The 17,832-nt window shown below is 72.5% G+C and carries 17 protein-coding genes; 6 read left to right on the top strand and 11 right to left on the bottom strand.

The annotated features are described in order from the left end of the window. The first annotated feature begins 21 nt into the window (after window positions 1-21). From BAW75_RS17560 to BAW75_RS17570, 3 genes are all read left to right on the top strand, one after another. Window positions 22-867 (top strand): Bax inhibitor-1/YccA family protein, encoded by an 846-nt coding sequence (locus BAW75_RS17560; RefSeq protein WP_043326550.1) that lies wholly within the window; start codon window positions 22-24, stop codon window positions 865-867. A 123-nt stretch (window positions 868-990) separates the two neighbouring features. Then, window positions 991-1,749 (top strand): Bax inhibitor-1/YccA family protein, encoded by a 759-nt coding sequence (locus tag BAW75_RS17565; RefSeq protein WP_030501314.1) that lies wholly within the window; start codon window positions 991-993, stop codon window positions 1,747-1,749. A 38-nt stretch (window positions 1,750-1,787) separates the two neighbouring features. Further along, window positions 1,788-2,108 (top strand): hypothetical protein, encoded by a 321-nt coding sequence (locus tag BAW75_RS17570; protein WP_104114269.1) that lies wholly within the window; start codon window positions 1,788-1,790, stop codon window positions 2,106-2,108. A 99-nt stretch (window positions 2,109-2,207) separates the two neighbouring features. Here BAW75_RS17570 and BAW75_RS17575 read toward each other — a convergent pair whose 3' ends face one another. The 4 genes from BAW75_RS17575 to BAW75_RS17590 all read right to left on the bottom strand — a co-directional run bounded on the left by BAW75_RS17575 (window position 2,208) and on the right by BAW75_RS17590 (window position 7,015). After that, on the bottom strand, window positions 2,208-3,692 hold the full coding sequence (locus BAW75_RS17575; RefSeq protein ID WP_104114270.1) for a CYTH and CHAD domain-containing protein: 1,485 nt from the start codon (window positions 3,690-3,692) through the stop codon (window positions 2,208-2,210). Between the two features lie 40 nt (window positions 3,693-3,732). Continuing rightward, complete coding sequence (locus BAW75_RS17580; RefSeq protein ID WP_043326544.1) at window positions 3,733-4,995, bottom strand: acetyl-CoA C-acetyltransferase; 1,263 nt, start codon at window positions 4,993-4,995, stop codon at window positions 3,733-3,735. 58 nt (window positions 4,996-5,053) lie between these two features. Then, complete coding sequence (locus BAW75_RS17585; protein ID WP_043326542.1) at window positions 5,054-5,866, bottom strand: SGNH/GDSL hydrolase family protein; 813 nt, start codon at window positions 5,864-5,866, stop codon at window positions 5,054-5,056. Window positions 5,867-5,968: 102 nt separating this feature from the next. Then, window positions 5,969-7,015 carry an SGNH/GDSL hydrolase family protein gene (locus BAW75_RS17590; RefSeq protein ID WP_104114271.1) on the bottom strand — a complete coding sequence of 349 codons (1,047 nt, stop codon included), beginning with the start codon at window positions 7,013-7,015 and terminating at the stop codon, window positions 5,969-5,971. A 141-nt stretch (window positions 7,016-7,156) separates the two neighbouring features. On the opposite strand from BAW75_RS17590, the gene BAW75_RS17595 reads away from it, so the two are divergent. Together BAW75_RS17595 and BAW75_RS17600 are read left to right on the top strand one after the other, a co-directional pair. Continuing rightward, window positions 7,157-7,513 (top strand): YkvA family protein, encoded by a 357-nt coding sequence (locus BAW75_RS17595; RefSeq protein ID WP_013474058.1) that lies wholly within the window; start codon window positions 7,157-7,159, stop codon window positions 7,511-7,513. 76 nt (window positions 7,514-7,589) lie between these two features. Then, entirely contained in the window at window positions 7,590-8,960 is a 1,371-nt protein-coding gene (locus BAW75_RS17600) for a cystathionine beta-synthase (RefSeq protein ID WP_043326537.1), read from the top strand. 89 nt (window positions 8,961-9,049) lie between these two features. Here BAW75_RS17600 and BAW75_RS17605 read toward each other — a convergent pair whose 3' ends face one another. The 5 genes from BAW75_RS17605 to BAW75_RS17625 form a co-directional block, all read right to left on the bottom strand. After that, window positions 9,050-9,559 (bottom strand): GNAT family N-acetyltransferase, encoded by a 510-nt coding sequence (locus tag BAW75_RS17605; protein WP_043326535.1) that lies wholly within the window; start codon window positions 9,557-9,559, stop codon window positions 9,050-9,052. Then, the gene (locus BAW75_RS17610) at window positions 9,556-10,485 is read right to left on the bottom strand and encodes a ribonuclease Z (protein WP_104114272.1); all 930 of its coding nucleotides are present in this window, start codon (window positions 10,483-10,485) and stop codon (window positions 9,556-9,558) included. The genes BAW75_RS17605 and BAW75_RS17610 overlap by 4 nt, the downstream gene beginning before the upstream one ends. Before the next feature lie 309 nt (window positions 10,486-10,794). Continuing rightward, on the bottom strand, window positions 10,795-11,979 hold the full coding sequence (locus BAW75_RS17615; RefSeq protein ID WP_104114273.1) for an osmoprotectant NAGGN system M42 family peptidase: 1,185 nt from the start codon (window positions 11,977-11,979) through the stop codon (window positions 10,795-10,797). Further along, window positions 11,976-13,814, bottom strand: a complete 1,839-nt coding sequence (ngg, locus tag BAW75_RS17620; RefSeq protein ID WP_104114274.1) for an N-acetylglutaminylglutamine synthetase — start codon at window positions 13,812-13,814, stop codon at window positions 11,976-11,978. Before ngg ends, BAW75_RS17615 begins: the two co-directional genes overlap by 4 nt. Before the next feature lie 2 nt (window positions 13,815-13,816). After that, entirely contained in the window at window positions 13,817-15,607 is a 1,791-nt protein-coding gene (locus BAW75_RS17625; protein ID WP_104114275.1) for an N-acetylglutaminylglutamine amidotransferase, read from the bottom strand. A gap of 205 nt (window positions 15,608-15,812) precedes the next feature. Between BAW75_RS17625 and BAW75_RS17630 the strand changes: the two genes are divergently transcribed. Next, the gene (locus BAW75_RS17630) at window positions 15,813-16,280 is read left to right on the top strand and encodes a hypothetical protein (protein ID WP_043326527.1); all 468 of its coding nucleotides are present in this window, start codon (window positions 15,813-15,815) and stop codon (window positions 16,278-16,280) included. Window positions 16,281-16,628: 348 nt separating this feature from the next. Here the strand turns inward: BAW75_RS17630 and msrA are convergent, their stop codons facing one another. Continuing rightward, the gene (gene msrA / locus BAW75_RS17640; RefSeq protein ID WP_043326524.1) at window positions 16,629-17,288 is read right to left on the bottom strand and encodes a peptide-methionine (S)-S-oxide reductase MsrA; all 660 of its coding nucleotides are present in this window, start codon (window positions 17,286-17,288) and stop codon (window positions 16,629-16,631) included. A 76-nt stretch (window positions 17,289-17,364) separates the two neighbouring features. Continuing rightward, complete coding sequence (locus BAW75_RS17645; protein ID WP_064447693.1) at window positions 17,365-17,778, bottom strand: HIT family protein; 414 nt, start codon at window positions 17,776-17,778, stop codon at window positions 17,365-17,367. Window positions 17,779-17,832 lie beyond the last annotated feature (54 nt).

A 17,832-nucleotide genomic window follows, 5' to 3' on the forward strand; every position in this document is an offset into this window, starting at 1 on the left:
CCCCTGAGGGAGGCCTGAGAAGTGAAGACCTCGAACCCGGTGCTCGCCCGGCTCGGCCAGGCGGCAGAGCGTGAGCGGGCGGCCGGGTACGCCCAGCCCGGGCCTTACGGTCAGCCCGGATACCCCCAGCAGCAGTACCCGCAGCAGCCCTACGCCCAGCCCTACCCGGGCGGCTACGGCCAGCCGGTGGCACCGCCCACCGTGACCCCGATGACGCTCGACGACGTGGTCGTCAAGACGGTCCTCATGCTCGCCATCCTCGGCGCCTCGGCCGCTGCGGCCTGGGTGCTCGTGCCGGACTCGCTCGTCGGCGTGGCGTGGATCGGCGCCGCGGTGGTCGGCCTGGTGCTGGGTCTGATCATCTCGTTCTCCCGGATGGCCAACCCGGCGCTCGTGGTGGCGTACTCGATCATCGAGGGCGTCTTCGTCGGCATGGTCAGCAAGGCGTTCGAGGCGCGGTACGACGGGATCGTGCTCCAAGCCGTGGTGGCGACCTTCGGCGTCTTCTTCCTCATGGCGATGATCTACAAGGCGCGGATCATCCGGGCCACCCCGAAGTTCGCCCGCATCCTGGTCTCGATCATGGCAGGCCTCTTCGCGGTCATGCTGATCAACTTCGTGTTGTCCCTGGCCGGCGTGAACACCGGCTTGCGGGATGGCAGCAAGTTGGCCATCGGCTTCAGCCTGGTCTGCATCGTGGTGGCGTCGCTGAGCTTCGTGCTCAACTTCGCCGACATCGAGGAGGGGGTCCGGATGGGACTCCCGCAGCGCTACTCGTGGACGGCCGCCTTCGGCATCGTCGTCGGCCTGGTCTGGCTCTACATCGAGATCCTGCGGCTGCTCAGCTACTTCCAGGGCGACGACTGACGTCTCGCTTTCCGCCGACGCCCGCCTGCCGCATCCGCGGCGGCGGGCGTCGCCGTTTTCCCGCCTCTTCCGGGCCGCCCGGGGCAGAGTGGGACTCGGGTACGTGGGCGGGAGGTGGTCACGGTGCGCAGTGCCAATCCGGTGCTGGACCGGCTGGACGACGTCGGCCGCGCCGAACGGCAGGTGCTCGGGGTCGGAACCGCCGACGCGATGACAGTGGCCGACGTGGTGAGCCGCACCGTGGGCCTGCTGCTGGTCACCGGCGTCACGGCGGCGCTGTCCTGGGTGCTGGTGCCGCAGGCCGCGTGGATCTCCGCCGCGCTGGCCGGAAGCGCGCTGGCCAGCCTCGCCCTGGTGCTCGTCATCTCGCTGAAGCAGATCACCAGTCCGCCGGTCATCGTCGGGTACGCCGTGTTGCAGGGGTTGCTGCTCGGGGTGGCCAGCCGCGCCTTCGAACTGGTCTACCCGGGCATCGTGGCGCAGGCGGTGGTCGGCACGTTCGGCGTCTTCCTCGGCATGGCAGTGCTCTACCGGGCCCGGCTGGTACGCGCCACGCCGCGCCTGGCCCGCCTGGTCATCGGCACGCTCGTCGGGATCGTGGCGATCGGCCTGGTCAACCTGTTCGCGTACCTGTTCACCGGGCGGCAGGGCGTGGCCGTCTACAGCCTCAGCGACCGGGTGGGCTGGCTGCCGTACGTGTTCTCGGTGGTGGCGATCATCGCCGGGGCGCTCAGCTTCATCCTCGACTTCGACCTGGTCGAGCGGTCGGCCGCGAATCGGCTGCCCCGTCGCTACGCCTGGTACTGCGCGTTCGGGCTGCTCGTCGGGTTGATCTTCCTGTACTGGCAGATCCTGCGCCTGCTCAGCTACGTACGCCGCTGAGCACGCTCCGGCCCGGCGTCGCCGTAGACTCGGCGGCGATGAGCGCAGCGGAACTGGACCGGGCGGTGACCCTGCTGGTCCGACAGGTGGGGCACTGGCAGCAGCCGCGCTGGTCGGCCAAGGCCGAGGGTGGCAACGTGTCCCGGGCCGACCTGGTGCACAAGCTGGTCCAGGAGATCGCCAACCTGGCCGCCGACGCGGCGGGCGAGCCGCGCCGCGAGGTGCCCCGGCTCCCCAGCGACCAGGCGCTCCCAGACCAGCTCCGCGTGGTAACCGCCGACCTGACGCTGGCCGATCCTCCCGCCCCCGTCCTGGCCGAGGCCGCCGCGGCGATAACCCGAACCCGCGCCGCCCTCTGACCCGCCCCTGCCCTTTCGTCGCGTTGATCATGAAGTTGGCGGCGACAAAACGGACGCGGATCCCCGCTAACTTCATGATCGACCGGGTGGCGGGGGCGGTCAGGGGTTGAGCCAGCGGCGTGCCTTGCGGCGTCTGGCCCGGTCGCGTGCCCGCAGGACGGCGGGACGGTCGTGGCCGGCGGCCTCCGCCTGCCTCCCGTGCAGCAGGCCGTAGGTGAACGTGTTCTCGCCGTCGGCGTACGCCTGGAGCGCCTGCCGCCGCAGCGTCTCCCGGGTCACCACCGAATCCTGGTGGGCGCCGAGCAGATCCTGGAGCGCCTTGAACCGCTTCACCAGGCGGGCGGCCGGTTTGCCGGCGCTCGGCTCCCGCACCTCCACCGCGTACCGGGCCGCCTTGTGCTTCTTACGCGCCTCGTGCAGCGCCGCGTCCCCGGCCGTCCCTTCGAGCGTGAGCGCCCGGTCCAGCCGTTCGTCAGCACGGCGTACCGCCTTGCGGATCCGCCGGTCCACCCAGCGCCGGCCCACGTCGGCAGGTGCGCCGTCGACCAGCCGATCCAGGCGGGCCAGCAGCTCGGCATAGCGGTCGGAGTCCAACGCGGACCGCAGCGCCGCTGTCGTCCCGGCCAGGTCGGCCGCGAACCGCTCGCCGATCCGCGCGGCCACCGGGCCGAGCACCAGCTCGCCCGGCAGCTCGTGCACCGCCTCGGTGAGCCGGGCCGCCATCACCTGGGTGTCGCGGACCCGGCCCAGCTCGCCGCCGAGCCAGCGCAGCTCGGCCCGGACCGCCTCGCTCTCCCTGCGGTCCCACAACCCCCGGAAGGTACGCAGCGTCGCCCGCAACCGGCGGGCCGCGACGCGCATGTCGTGGACCGCGCCCTCGTCACCCTGGTACGCGGCCGCGTGGTTGCCGACGATCGCGTCCCGCTGCGCCCTGGCGTACGTGAGGACCGGCCCCGCCGGGCCGTCCGGTTCGCGGTCGTCGAAGCGCTCGATCCGGCCCGCGACGGCCCGGTGCGACTTGCTGACCGCCACCTCCCGGGCACCTGCCGCGCGCAGCCGCTCGCCCAGCGCGTCGAGCAGCGCCTCGTCGCCGTCGACCAGCTCGATCTCGATCTCGTGCCAGGTCCGCGCGGCGCCGTCCACCAGATCCTCGGACCGGACGTCGTCCTCGGCCACCTCGGCCAGCACCCGGCCGTCCGCGTCCAGCAGCCGCCGTTCCCGGCGGCGGTTGACCACCCGGGCGGCCGCAGCGACGGTACGGCCCCGCGACGCGCCCCGGATCAGCGCGACCACCTCGGCCGGCGGGCCGTCGTTGGACGCCCCGGCCGGGAACTGGTGCTCGACCCGCGCGCCGCCGACCGCGCCCACCTTGAGATGCCAGCCCGCGTCGTGCCCCCCGGTACGCCGGCGCAGCGCGTGCCCGCTGCGCAGCAGGAGCAGGTCGTCGGTGTCCCAGTAGACGGCGTCCAGATCCGAGACGGTGGCGTCGGACATGGTCACGACGCCACCGCACCCGGTCAGGTCGGGCAGCTGGAAACCCTCGTCGCCGGAGTACTTGCGCTCACGTTCCACGACGGTCGCCATACGGCCTCCCGTACCCGGCCCGCGCGCCGGCGAACCGGTCTCAGCTCAGCCGCTCCAGCACCATCGCCATGCCCTGGCCGCCGCCGACGCACATGGTCTCCAGGCCGATGGTCTTGTCGTGCCACTCCAGCGCGTTGAGCAGCGTGCCGGTGATCCGGGCGCCGGTCATGCCGAACGGGTGGCCGACGGCGATCGCGCCACCGGCGACGTTCAGCTTCTCCTCCGGGATGCCGAGCTGCCGGTACGAGGGGATCACCTGCGCGGCGAACGCCTCGTTGATCTCGACCAGGTCGACGTCGTCGATGGTCATGCCGGCCCGCTTCAGCGCCTGCTTCGACGCCTCGACCGGGCCCAGGCCCATGATCTCGGGAGAGAGCGCGCTGACGCCGGTGGAGACGATCCGGGCCAGCGGGGTGAGACCCAGCTCGGACGCCCGCTCGGCGCTCATGATCACTACTGCGGCGGCGCCGTCGTTGAGCGGGCAGCAGTTGCCGGCGGTGATCCGGCCGTCCGGGCGGAACACCGGCTTCAGACCGGCCACGGCCTCCAGGGTCACCCCGGCACGCGGGCCGTCGTCGGTGCTGACCACCGTGCCGTCCGGCGTGGTGACCGGGGTGATCTCGCGGGCCCAGAAGCCGTCCGCGATCGCCTTCTCCGCGAGGTTCTGGCTGCGGACGCCGAACGCGTCCATGTCCTCGCGGGTCACGTCGTACACCTGGGCCAGGTTCTCCGCGGTCTGGCCCATGGCGAGGTAGATGTCGGGGAGCTGCCCGGCCTCGCGCGGGTCGGCCCACACCTCGGCGCCGCCCTGGGCGCGGGCCGCGGAACGCTCCCGGGCCTCGGCGAAGCGGGGGTTCTCCCAGCCGCCGCCGACCAGCGCCTGCGCCTCCGGCGGCAGCGTGTCCGAGTTGCCCCGGGCGTACCGGGAGACCATCTCCACACCGGCGGAGATGAACACGTCGCCCTCACCGGCCCGGATCGCGTGCATCGCCATCCGCGTGGTCTGGAGCGAGGACGCGCAGTAGCGGGTCAGCGTGGCGCCCGGCAGGCCGTCCAGGCCCATCAGCGTGGCGACCACCCGGGCCATGTTGAAGCCCTGCTCGCCGCCGGGCAGGCCGCACCCGAGGTAGAGGTCGTCGATGGTGGTGGGATCGAGCGCCGGAACCTTGTCGAGGGCGGCCTGGACGATGGTGGCGGCGAGGTCGTCCGGGCGGACCTCGCGGAGGGAACCCTTGAACGCGCGGCCGATGGGGGACCGGGCGGTGGCGACGATGACGGCGTCGCGGGGCGACTCAATCGGCATGAGCCAACGTTAACGCGCCGGTAACATGCGCGGGAAGGTGTGCGGTGGGCGGGAAATGTCACCCCGTGGGCGGTCGGCGGTGGTGCCGGAACGCGACAGTCGCCGCCGCCTCGACCGCCGGCAGCAGGGCGTGCGCCCAGACCCGGTAGCCGTCGGCGGACGGGTGGAAGCCGTCGCGGCAGAGCGTGCCGGCATCCGCGCGGAACACCGGGCCCGTCTCGGTGCCCAGGTCGACAACCGTGCCACCGGCGTCCAGCACGGCCGCCGTCTGGGCCCGTGCCATCCGCCGGCCGGACCAGCCGAGCACCTGACGCAGCGGGGCGGCGACCGCGCGTACCGCGCCGAGGTCGGGGCAGGTGCCCACCACCACCTCGACGTGCGCTTCCCGCAGCCGGCGCACCGCCGAGCCGAGATAGGCGGCCGCGTCACCCGGGCGGCTCAGCGCCGTCGCGTCGTTCGCCCCGATCAGCACCACCGCCACGTCGGGCCGCTCGCCGAGCAGCGCCCGGGCCACCTGGGTGGCCAGGTCGGTGGCGCGGGAGCCGGAGACCCCGACGCTGGACAGATGCACCCGGCGGCCGTGCGGCCCCTCGGCGAGCAGGTTCGCGAGCTGACCGCCGATCGTCTCCTCGAAGCGGTCGACGCCGACACCGAGCGCCGACGAGTCGCCGAGCAGCACCAGGCGCAGCGGCGGCGCGTCCGCCCGGCCGACCGTCGCGCGCAACACCAGACCCAGCTCGGGCTGGGCGTACTCCCGGCTGCGGGCGGCGATGGCCTGCCCGGCGAGGACCGCCGCGCCGCCCACCGTGCCGGCCAGCAGCGACAGGGCCGCCGCCCGGCCCCACCGGGCCACCTCGTTCCGCTCGCTCATGACAGCACTCCGCTTCGCTCCGTGCCGTCATGAGGCACGTTTGCGCTGAGCTGGCCGATTCGCTCGCTGCGCTCGCTCATGACAGCACTCCGCTTCGCTCGCTCATGCCGTTTCCTCCAGGGTGGCCGAGTCGGCAGCGCTGCCGGTCGGGGGCAGCGCGCCGACGCCGAAGAAGGCCCGTCGGCGAAGCTGCGCCCAGCGTCCGCCGGGCCCGCGGTCGCGGCCCCGGAGCTGGGCGCCGCTGACCTCCGTGCCGGCGTGCCGGGCCGCCTCGTGAGCCGCCTCCGGGAGCGACCGTACGCCTTCCACGCCGGGCAGGACAGGCCTGCGTTCCGGGACCGCGCCCAGCGCGGACAGCACGGTGGGCAGCAACGCCGCCGCGGCTATCGCGTACCCCTCTGCGGAGGGGTGGAACCGGTCCCAGGCGAACATCCGGGCGGGCTCGGCGGCGAACCGCGGCCCGAGCATGTCGCCGAGTGAGACGGCCCGGCCGCCGGCCTCGACCACGCCCACCGTCTGCGCGGCCGCGAGCTGGCGGCTCCAGCGCCGGGCCAGCCAGCGCAGCGGCGGCTGGATCGGCCGGATGGTGCCCAGGTCGGGACAGGTGCCGACGACCACCTCGCAGTCGGCCGCCCGCAGCGTGCGGACCGCGTCGACCAGGTAGCGCACGGCCAGCCCCGGCGGCGTGCGGTTGGTGACGTCGTTGCCGCCCACCAGGATCACCGCCACGTCCGGCTCGACCTCCAGGGCGGACTCGACCTGCGGTTTCAGCCCGGACGAGAGCGCGCCCACCACGGCGAACCGGTGCAGGCGTACCGGCCGGTGCAGGCGGCGGGACAGCCCGGTGGCCAGCAGCGAGCCCGGTGTCTCCCGGCGCCTGTGCACGCCGTAGCCGGCTGCCGAGGAGTCGCCCAGGATGACCATGGTGACCGGCGGGCCGGGCAGCTTCGCGCCGTACACGCCGTCGCAGCGCGGCGGCGGGGCCTGCGCCATCGGGATGGTGCGCCGGGCCTGCCGGGCCTGGCCGAGCAGCACCCCGCCGGTGGCGGCGGTGGCCGCCACCGTGGCGCCCGTGCCGATCGCCGCGAGGCGGGCGATCTGCCGGACGCGCTGCCAGTGGACCGGCGCGACGGAACCAGCGTCCCCCATGAACCGACAGTATCGCGCCGGTACGACCACTGCTGTCCTTGATCGGATGGCTGGGCGGCGCCCGGACTGGGTACCGATGGGGGTGGCGGACGCGGGCTTGCCCCCGGGCCGCACCATGGTCGGGCGGAGAGGGGCGAAGACATGGGGAAGACGTTGAAGCGCAGCGCCGCGTTCGCCGCGCTGGCCCGGGCGCTGGCGGCCGGTACGCGGGGCGGGCCGTCGCTCGGGGCCCGGCTGGCGGCGCTGCCGAGGATGATCCGCGCCACCACCAGGGGCGAGTACGACGGCGGCCTGCGCCTGGCGCTGATGGCCGGCGCGACCGCGTACATCGTCAGCCCGATCGACCTGCTGCCGGAGATCCCGCTGGCGATCTTCGGGCTGGCCGACGACGCGGTGATGGTCACCTGGCTGGCCGGCAGCGTGCTCGCCGAGACGGAACGGTTCCTGGAGTGGGAGGCACGTCGCAGCTCGGTCATCCCGGGGCATGTGGTGCCCTGACGGCACGTACGCTGGTCGGCGAACTGACGGCTGACCGACCGCCCCACGACGGCGGCGCGACGAAGGGCACAACGAGGTGCAGTACTACGACAACGTCGTCGAGCTGATCGGCAACACCCCGCTGGTCCGCCTGCGCAACGTCACCGAGGGCATCCAGGCCACCGTGCTGGCGAAGGTGGAGTACGTCAACCCGGGCGGCTCGGTCAAGGACCGGATCGCGATGCGCATGGTGGAGGACGCCGAGAAGGCGGGCATCCTGCGGCCGGGCGGCACGATCGTCGAGCCGACCAGCGGCAACACCGGCGTCGGGCTGGCTCTGGTGGCCCAGCTCAAGGGCTACCGCTGCGTCTTCGTCTGCCCGGACAAGGTCAGCCAGGACAAGCAGGACGTGCTGCGCGCGTACGGCGCCGAGGTGGTGGTCTGCCCGACCGCCGTCGCGCCGGAGGACCCGCGCTCCTATTACAACGTGTCCGACCGGCTGGCCCGGGAGATCCCCGGCGCGTGGAAGCCCAACCAGTACAGCAACCCGGCCAACCCGCGCTCGCACTACGAGACCACCGGCCCGGAGCTGTGGAAGCAGACCGAGGGCAGGATCACCCACTTCGTGGCGGGCGTCGGCACCGGCGGCACCATCTCCGGCATCGGCCGCTACCTCAAGGAGGCGTCCGAGGGCCGGGTCAAGGTGATCGGCGCGGACCCGGAGGGCTCGGTCTACTCGGGCGGCACCGGCCGGCCGTACCTGGTCGAGGGCGTCGGTGAGGACTTCTGGCCGGAGACGTACGACCGGAAGATCGCCGACGAGATCGTCGAGGTGTCGGACAAGGAGTCCTTCGAGATGACCCGCCGGCTCGCCCGCGAGGAGGGTCTGCTGGTCGGCGGCTCCTGCGGCATGGCCGTGGTGGGTGCGCTGGAGGTGGCCCGCAAGGCCGGCCCGGACGACGTGATCGTGGTGCTGCTGCCGGACGGCGGCCGGGGCTACCTGTCGAAGATCTTCAACGACAAGTGGATGGCCCGGTACGGCTTCCTGGACGACTCGGGCACCGAGCCGACGGTCGCCGACGCGCTCGCCGGCAAGCCCGGTGGCCTGCCCGAGCTGGTGCACGTGCACCCGACCGAGACGGTCCGCGACGCGATCGACTACATGCGCGAGTACGGCGTCTCGCAGCTCCCGGTACTCAAGGCCGAGCCGCCGGTGGTGACCGGTGAGGTGGCCGGTTCGATCGCCGAGAAGGACCTGCTCGACGCGCTGTTCACCGGCCAGGCCCACCTGCACGACACGATCGAGCGGCACATGGGCGAGCCGCTGCCGATGATTGGCGGCGGCCAGCCGGTGAGTGAGGCGGTCGGGCTGCTGGAGAAGGCGGACGCGGCGCTGGTGCTGGTCGACGGCAAGCCCAAGGGCGTGCTGACCCGCCAGGACCTGCTGGCCCACCTCGGCGCCCGCTGACCCTGCTTGTAAGGAAGGGCCCCCTTTTAACACCGCGGTGTTAAAAGGGGGCCCTTCCTCTACCGGAGGCGTTAATAAGGGGCCCTTCCTTACAAGCGGCGGGCGTAGCGGAGCTGGGGGACCAGCACCCGGCCGATGTGTTCGTCCCGCTCATCACCGGTGGCGGTCCAGCCGCCGCGCTCGTAGAAACGGCGCGCGTGGGCGTTGTCCCGCAGCACCCACAGCACCGCGCGCGTCCAGCCCCGGGCCCGCATCGCGTCGAGCGCGTCCACCATCAGCGCCCGTCCGGTGCCCCGGCCCCGCTCGGACGGCTCCAGGTGGATCGCGTTGAGCAGCCCGGTCGCCGGGTCGCCCTCGTCGTCCGGCCCGAGGTAGCTGAAGCCCACCAGCTTCCCGTCCCGCTCGGCCACCGTCATCCGGTGGTCCGCGCCCTCCCAGGTCAGCCGCTCCACCCAGTAGCGGCCCATCGCCTCCGGCGTCGGGTCGGCCAGCGCCTCGGGCGGCAGGAACGACGAGTATGCCGCCACCCGGGAACGCTGGTGCAGGGCGCCGACCGCCATCAGGTCGGCCTCGGTCGCGGAACGTAGGGAGATCGTCACCCGGGCGACGGTACCCGCCGGGGCGGCACCTGCACCGTCTGGAGATCGTCGGCGATCACCAGATCACCGGTGAAGTGTTCCCGGGCCTCGTCGTGGAAGCGGCGCGGGTCGGCGTACCGCTGGGAGAAGTGGGTGAGCACGAGCGTGCGTACCCCCGACTCGGCCGCGACGCGCGCGGCCTGGCCGGCGGTGAGGTGCCCGACCTCGGCGGCGAGCGCCGCCTCCGACTCCAGGAACGTCGACTCGATCACCAGCAGGTCGGCGTGCTCGGCGAGCGCGTACACGCCGTCGCAGAGCCCGGTGTCCATCACGAACGCGAACCGCTGCCCCGGCCGGACGACGCTCACCTCGTCCCGGGTGACGCGGCGCCCGTCGCGGTCCAGGTGGCCGTCGCGCAGCAGCCTTCCGGTGTCCGGACCGGCGATGCCGTACGCGGCCAGCCGCTCCGGAAGCATCCGGCAGCCGTCCGGCTCGACCAGCCGGTATCCGTACGTCTCGATCGGGTGCCGCAGCCGGCGGGCCTCCAGCGTGCCGATGCCCAGGGTGATCCGCTGCCCGTCGGCGTCGATCGGCTCGACTGCCAGTTCGGCGGTCTCGTAGAAGCTGGAGGCGTGGCGCAGGCGGGCGAAGTACTCGGCGCCGCCGGCCGGGAAGTGCACAGCCACCGGGCGCGGTACGCGGTCCAGCGAGAGCCGCTGGATCATGCCGGGCAGCCCGAGGCAGTGGTCGCCGTGGAAGTGGGTGACGCAGATCCGGGTCAGGTCGGTGGCGGTGATCCCGGTGTGCAGCATCTGCCGCTGGCTGCCCTCGCCCGGGTCGAAGAGGATCACCTCGTCGTCCCAGCGCAGCAGGTAGCCGTTGTGGTTGCGCTGCCGGGTCGGGGCCTGGCTGGCCGTACCGAGCACCACCAGCTCACGCATGGACACCGCACCCTCCCGAGCGCAAAAAGCGACCCCCGGGGCTTCCGCGCTCGCGCACGGGCCGGCTGGACTGGGCCGGCACCCCGGGGGTCGGGTGGCTGTCGTGGTTTCGCCGCACCGCTGCCACACGGTCTCGACGATCCTGCAGGTGCCCGCCTCGCGGCGGGCGAGTTTTCACTGTCGAGGACAGCGGCTAGCGGACAGCCACCTCACGAGTCCGATTGCTATACAAGTCTGGACCACCTCCTTTCCCGTGTACCGCCACGCTATCCACTTCGCGGCGGCCGCGGCAACGGATTTCGATCACAGGCCCGGTCAGTCCAGGCCGATCGGGCCCTCGCGCGGACCGTCCTCGTTCGCCGGCTGCACGGCGAGCGACGGGAAGTCGGCCAGGTCGCCCTCCGGCTCGGCGTCCCACTCGGGGAACACCAGCGGGCTCTGCAGGTAGAGGCAGAGCAGCTGGGTGAGCTGGTGCAGGCCGTCGAGGTGGGTGCGCTCGTGGCCGTGGGTGGCGTCCACGCCGAACCCGAGCAGCGCCACCCGGGCGTGCGCCCCGGCCTCGACCGCGGCGGCCACGTCCGAGCGGTAGTAGTCGAACACGTCCCGGACCAGGTCGACGCCGTGTTCCTTGGCGATCGAGGCGAGGTTGCGGGTCAGGTGGTAGTCGAACGGGCCGACCCCGTCGCCCATGGCGAGTGTCGCCGCGGTCTCCCGGGACTGCTGGCCCGGCGCGACCACCGCCGCGTCCACCGACACGATCTCCGCGACGTCCGGGTCCAGCCCGTGGCTCGCGCCGTGGCCGATCTCCTCGGTGACGGTGACCAGCAGGTGTGCGGTGACCGCCGGGGTGACACCGGCGTCGACCATCGCCTTGAACGCGGTCAGCACCGCCGCCACGCCCGCCTTGTCGTCCAGGTGGCGGGACTTGACGTACCCGTTCGGGGTGATGGTGGGGTTGGGCAGGAACGCGACGAAGTCCCCGGCGTCGATGCCGAGCGCCCGCAGCCCGGCCTCGTCGTGCACCGGCTCGTCCACCCGCACCTCGACCAGTTCCCAGCCGACGCCCTGCAGGTCGACCGCCTCGTTGTAGCGGTGCCCGCTCGCCTTCAGCGGCAGCACCTGGCCGGTGACGACCCGCTCCAGGTCGTCGGTGAAGATCCGCACGTGGGCGCCCTCGGCGAAACGGGCGCTGTGCGTGCCGATCGGGTTGACCTCCAGCCGGCCGTTCTCCTTGAGCCGCTTCACCATGCCGCCGATGGTGTCGGTGTGCACCACGATCGCCCGGTCGGCGCCGGTCTCCCGGGGACCGGGTAGACAGGCGCTCAGCGCCCCGCGACGGGTCAGCGTGGAGCTGATCCCGATCGCGGAGAGCCTCTCGCCCACGTACTGCTGGATGTGGTCGGTGCGCCCCGACGGGCTGGGGATCTCCAGCAGCTCCACCAGCACCTGGCGGAGGTAGTCGAGGTCGAGCTTGAGCGGTTGGGGCTTGCGTGCGGTCATGCCCCAGAGCTTGCCGCACCGGCCGGCGACCAGAGTCGCTGCGGTGCCCGGGTACCCGGGAAGAGCAGGTCGACGAAGCGCTCGGCGGTGGGCTGCGGTTCGTGGTTGGCCAGTCCGGGCCGCTCGTTCGCCTCGATGAACACGTGTTCCGGCCGGTCCGGGGCGGGGACCAGCAGGTCCAGCCCGGTGACCGGGATGTCCAGCGCCCGGCTCGCGGTGACGCACGCCTCGGCGATCGCCGGGTGCAGCTCGGCGGTCACGTCGTGGATCGTGCCGCCGGTGTGCAGGTTGGCCGTCCGGCGTACCGCGAGCACCTCGCCCTCCGGGAGCACGTCGTGCATCCGGTACCCGGCCTCGGCCACCACCTCGCGGGTCATGTCGTCGATCGGGATGCGGGACTCGCCCCCGGTGGCGGCGGCCCGGCGGCGGCTCTGCCGCTCGATCAGCTCGGTGATGTCGTGCACCCCGTCGCCGGTGATCTGCGCCGGGCGGCGTACCGCAGCGGCGACCACCTCGTGGTCGATCACCACGACCCGCAGGTCCTCGCCCGCGCGCAGCTCCTCGATCAGTACGTCCGGGCAGAACCGGCGGGCCAGCTCGACGGCCGCGGTCAGCGCCTCGGGCGTACGCACGCCGACGGTGATGCCGTTGCCCTGCTCGCCCCGCGCCGGCTTGACCACCACCGGACCCACGTCGTTCAGGAACGCCACGTCGTCGGGCTCACCGGTGGCGGTACGCCCGCGCGGCACCGACAGGCCCGCCTCGGTGAGGATGCGCCGGGTCACCCGCTTGTCGTCGCAGCGGCTCATCGCCACCGCCGAGGTCAGCTCCGACAGCGACTCGCGGGTGTGGATGGTCCGGCCACCGGTGGTCAGCTTCAGCTCACCCCAGTGCGGGTCGGTCACCTCCACCCGGATGCCGCGGCGCATCGCCTCGTCCGCGACGATCTTCGCGTACGGGTTCAGCTCGTCGTACCCCTCGGGCATGGCGGGCAGGAACAGGCGCTCGTTGATCGGGTTCTTCCGCTTCACGCAGAGCGTGCCGGTGCGGTGGAAGCCGAGGCGCTCGTACAGCCGGATCGCGCCCGAGTTCTCGGCCAGCACGGACAGGTCCACGAACGCCCGGCCGCGCCCGTCGAGCCGGTCGGCGAGCGCGGTGAGCAGCGCCTGCCCGGTGCCGGGCGGGGCGGTGTTGAAGTCGACTGTGAGGCACCACAGGCTCGCGCCGTTCTCCGGATCGCCGAAGACCGCCACGTGGTCCACGCCGGTGATGGTGCCGACCACCTCACCCGTGGCGTCCTCGGCCACCAGGTGCAGGAACCGGTCCGTGCCGGCGTTGTCCACCAGCACCTCGACCGGGGCGGTGACCATGCCGTTGCGCGCGTAGATCCGGTTCACCGCCTCCGCGTCGGCGGCGTCACGCAGCGGCCGGACGGTCAGCCCGGGCACCTCGCCGCCCTCGGTCGCGGCGGGCCGCTTCTCGCCCAGCGGCAGCCGGTACGTCAGCGACGGGTCGATGAACAGCTCGTCCGGCAGCCGCGACACCAGCACGTGCGGGTCGCGCAGGTAGATGCAGATGTCCCGGGCGCCGACCGCCTCGGAGCGCAGCACGTCGGCTACGTGGACCTGGTCGTCGAACGTCTGCCCGAACACCAGCCGGCCCCAGCCGCAGTCCAGCACCACGCCCGAGGCGTCGGTGGACGTGGGCTCCGGATGCCGCTGCTCCGGCGTACCCGGTGCGACCGGGTCACCGCCGGGGCCGATGCGTTCCCGGCGGCGCCCCAGCACCCGTTCCCGGTCGGTACGTGCCGTTCCGGTGGCGAGGGTGTCGGTCACGGTCAGTCGATTCCGTGGCTCTGGAGCCACATTTCCAGGAGTCCCAGTTGCCACAGCTTGTTTCCGTTCAACGGGGTCAGTTCGGCGTTCGGGTCGGCGAGCAGCGCGTCGACGTAGTCGGCGCGGAACAGGTCGCGACGGCGCGCCTCGGGCGCGGTGAGCGCGTCGCGTACCCGGTCGAGGAGCTTGCCCTCCAGGTGGGTGAGTCCGGGCACCGGGAAGTAGCCCTTGGGCCGGTCGATGACCTCGTGCGGCAGGACCCGCCGGCCGATCTCCTTGAGCACGCCCTTGCCGCCCTGGGCCAGCTTCAGCTCCGGCGGGCAGCTCGCGGCCAGCTCGACGAACTCGTGGTCGAGGAACGGCACCCGGGCCTCCAGCCCGTGCGCCATGGTCATGTTGTCGACCCGCTTCACCGGGTCGTCGGTCAGCATGACCTGGGTGTCGATCCGCAGGCCGGCGTCGACGGCGGTCTGCGCGCCCGGGCGGCCCAGGTGCGCGGCCACGAACTCCCGCGCCGGGTCGCCGTCGGCCAGCCACGCCGGGTTGAGCACCCGGGCCAGTCCGGCCGCGTCGCGGTCGAAGAACGCCTTCGCGTACGTCTCGAGCGCCTGCTCCCGGTCCACCCCGGCGAGCGGCGGGTACCAGTGGTAGCCGCCCAGGATCTCGTCCGCGCCCTGACCCGACTGGACCACCTTGACGTGCTTCGCGACCTCCTGGCTGAGCAGCCAGAACGCGACGCAGTCGTGGCTGACCATCGGTTCGCTCATGGCCCCGACGGCGGCCTCCAGCGGCGGCAGCAGGTCGCCGGTGGGCACCCGGATCTGGTGGTGGTCGGTGCCGAACGTCTTCGCGACCAGGTCGGAGTAGACGAACTCGTCGCCCTCCCGCCCGCCGACCGCGTCGAAGCCGATGGAGAACGTGGCCAGGCCGGACCGGGCCTGCCCCTCGCCGGCGAGCAGCGCGACCACCAGGCTGGAGTCGAGGCCGCCGGAGAGCAGCACGCCCACCGGAACGTCGGCCACCATGCGGCGGCGTACGGCGGTGGTCAGCGAGTCGAGCAGCGCGTCCTGCCAGTCCCGCTCGGACCAGCCGGCCCGCTCGGCGGCGCGGCCGAACGACGGGTCCCAGTAGACCCGCTCGTGCGTGGAGCCGTCCGCCTCGTACACCCGGACCGTGGCCGGCGGCAGCTTGGTGACGCCGGCCAGGATGGTGCGCGGCGGCGGCACGATGCTGTGGAAGCTCAGGTAGTGGGCGAGCGCCACCCGGTCGATGGTGGTGTCGATGCCGCCACCGGCGAGCAGCGCCGGCAGGGTCGAGGCGAACCGGACCACGCCGGGGGTCTCGGCCAGGTAGAGCGGCTTGATGCCGAGGCGGTCCCGGGCCAGCACCAGGCGGCCGGTGTCGCGCTCGCTGATCGCCACCGCGAACATGCCGATCAGGTGGTCGACGAAGTCGAGCCCCCACTCGGCGTACGCCTTGACCACTACCTCGCTGTCGCCGGACGAGAAGAACCGGTGGCCCTTGGCCTGCAGTTCGGCGCGTAGTTCCCGGTAGTTGTAGATGCAGCCGTTGAAGACACCGGTGAGCCCGGCGGCGGCGTCCACGATGGGTTGGCCGCTCGCCGCGGACAGGTCGATGATCTTCAGGCGCCGGTGTCCCAGCGCGGTCGGCCCTTGCGACCAGACGCCGCTGTCGTCGGGCCCTCGGTCACTCATCGTGGCCGCCATCCGCTCCACGGCCGAGACATCGGCGCGTGAACCGTCACGGCGGAACTCTCCCGCAAGTCCGCACATACGAGCCAATGCTGCCAGAGGTTGTTTCGGTTCGCCTGTTGAGACGATGACGAACGTGTGACAGCTTGCTACGATGCGCCGTCACGCAGCGTGGTTGCCTGTCACGCCTTCGGTTCCTGCCTCGCTCCACCCGATGTCGGGATTCGGCACCCGCAGGGGTGTGAGGAATGCCGCAGCAGGCTACTTCTGAAGTAGTATTGATGTCATGTCGATGCCCTTGGAGTCGGTGCCGTTCTCCGAGCTGCTGCGCCAGCCGACGGAAACCGCCGAACGGCTGGCCCGAACCCGGGCGCTGCGCCTCCGTCGCCGCGACGCCGCCGACCTGGTGCTGATGTCCGCCGAGCGGGCTGAAGCCGAGGGGGAGGTGGTCGACCTGACCGCGCGGCTGCTGGCCGGCCTGGCGCGGCGAGAGCCGGCCCTGGTCCGGGAGACGCTTCCGACTGTGCTGCCCTGGATGCGGTTCCTGCCGCAGGGGGACGCCGAGCAGATGACCGACGAGTTCATCGCCACGGCCGAGGCCGCAGCGGCTGTCGGCAGCACCGCGGCGGTGTCCCAGCTGCTCACCGAATGGCGGCACACCGCTGAGGTGCACGCCGATCCCGACCTGCATCGGATCCTGGCCGCGCCCAGCGCCGACGACTTCGGGCCGGTGACGCGCCCGACCGACGAGTGAGCGCGAAGCGCGGCGACCGCGCCGCCCCGCCACCCCGGCCCGGCGGGTACGCCCTGCGGTTCGCCACAAACGACGCGGCGAAGGGCTGGGAGGAACTGTGCCGGCAGGCCGCACCCCCTCAAGGGCTCCCTCGCCACAGCCGTGCACAACGGGCGGTCACTGCCGCAGTGGCAGTACGAGGTCACCGCCGGCGGCCGCATCTGGTACCTGGTCGACGACCAGACCCGAACCTGCTGGATCAAGCACGCCGGAACCGGCCATCCCAGAGCCACCGATTGACCGCAGTGCGTTCGGGCCCCCGTCCCTGAGGGGCGAGGGCCCGAATGGAATGGGCAGTGCTCGGTCTGGCTACGCGGTGCGGGCCACGCCGACCGGGCAGCTCAGCCCGTTCGGTCCGTGGTTGCAGTAGCCGTTCGGGTTCTTCGTCGGCGCCAGGTACTGCTGGTGGTAGTCCTCGGCGAAGTAGTAGTCGCCGAGCGGCGCGATCTCGGTGGTGATCTCACCCTTGCCGGCCCGGGCCACGATCGGCGCGAACGCGTCCCGCGACGCCTTCGCAGCGGCGGCCTGCTCGTCGGTGGTGGTGTAGATCGCCGAGCGGTACTGGGTGCCCACGTCGTTGCCCTGGCGCATGCCCTGGGTCGGGTCGTGGTTCTCCCAGAAGACCTTGAGCAGGTCCTCGTAGGCGATCTTCGACGGGTCGTAGACCACCTGGACCACCTCGGCGTGCCCGGTCATGCCCGAGCACACCTCCTCGTACGTCGGGTTGGTGGTGTAGCCACCCGCGTAGCCGGCGGACGTGGTGATCACGCCGGGGAGGGTCCAGAACAGCCGCTCGGCGCCCCAGAAGCAGCCCATGCCGAAGACAGCGACCTGCGCGCCCTCGGGGAACGGGCCCTTCAGCGTCGACGGCAGCACCTCGTGCCGGTCGGCGATCGGCATCGCGATCGGGCGGCCCGGCAGGGCCTGGTCAGGAGAGATCATCTCGGCCTTCATGCGGCGGAGGAACACGGTGGGACTCCTCTCTTGGCTTTCCCAGCGTGTGCAACAGCGTGGCCCTCCGGTTCCTTACCCGCCCACCGCGACGTCAGGCCAGCGCCGCCGAGATCCGCCCGGCGAACGCCTCGGCCTCGGCATCACCTGCGTACCGGGTACGCGGCCAGAAGAAGCCGCGCAGACCGTCGCCCTTCGTCCTGGGAACCACGTGGGTGTGCAGGTGCGGTACGGACTGGGACACCCGGTTGTTCATCGCCACGAACGTCCCACCGGCGTCCAGACCGGTCTCCACCGCCACGGCGATGCGCTGGACCAGCCGGAAGTAGCCGGGCAGCGCGTCGGGCGGCAGGTCGGACAGGGTGACCAGGTGGGTGCGGGGCACCACGAGCACGTGCCCCTTGAACACCGGGCGGGTGTCCAGGAACGCGACCCCGTCCGGCTCGTCGGTGACCCGGAACGCGGGCACCTCGCCCGCCACGATCCCGCAGAACACGCACCCGCTCATCCGCCCACCCTAGGCCCGGCCCGCCCACCCCACCTCCGGGCGAGCGTTGATCAT

Source organism: Micromonospora chalcea (assembly GCF_002926165.1).
Classification (GTDB): domain Bacteria; phylum Actinomycetota; class Actinomycetes; order Mycobacteriales; family Micromonosporaceae; genus Micromonospora; species Micromonospora chalcea.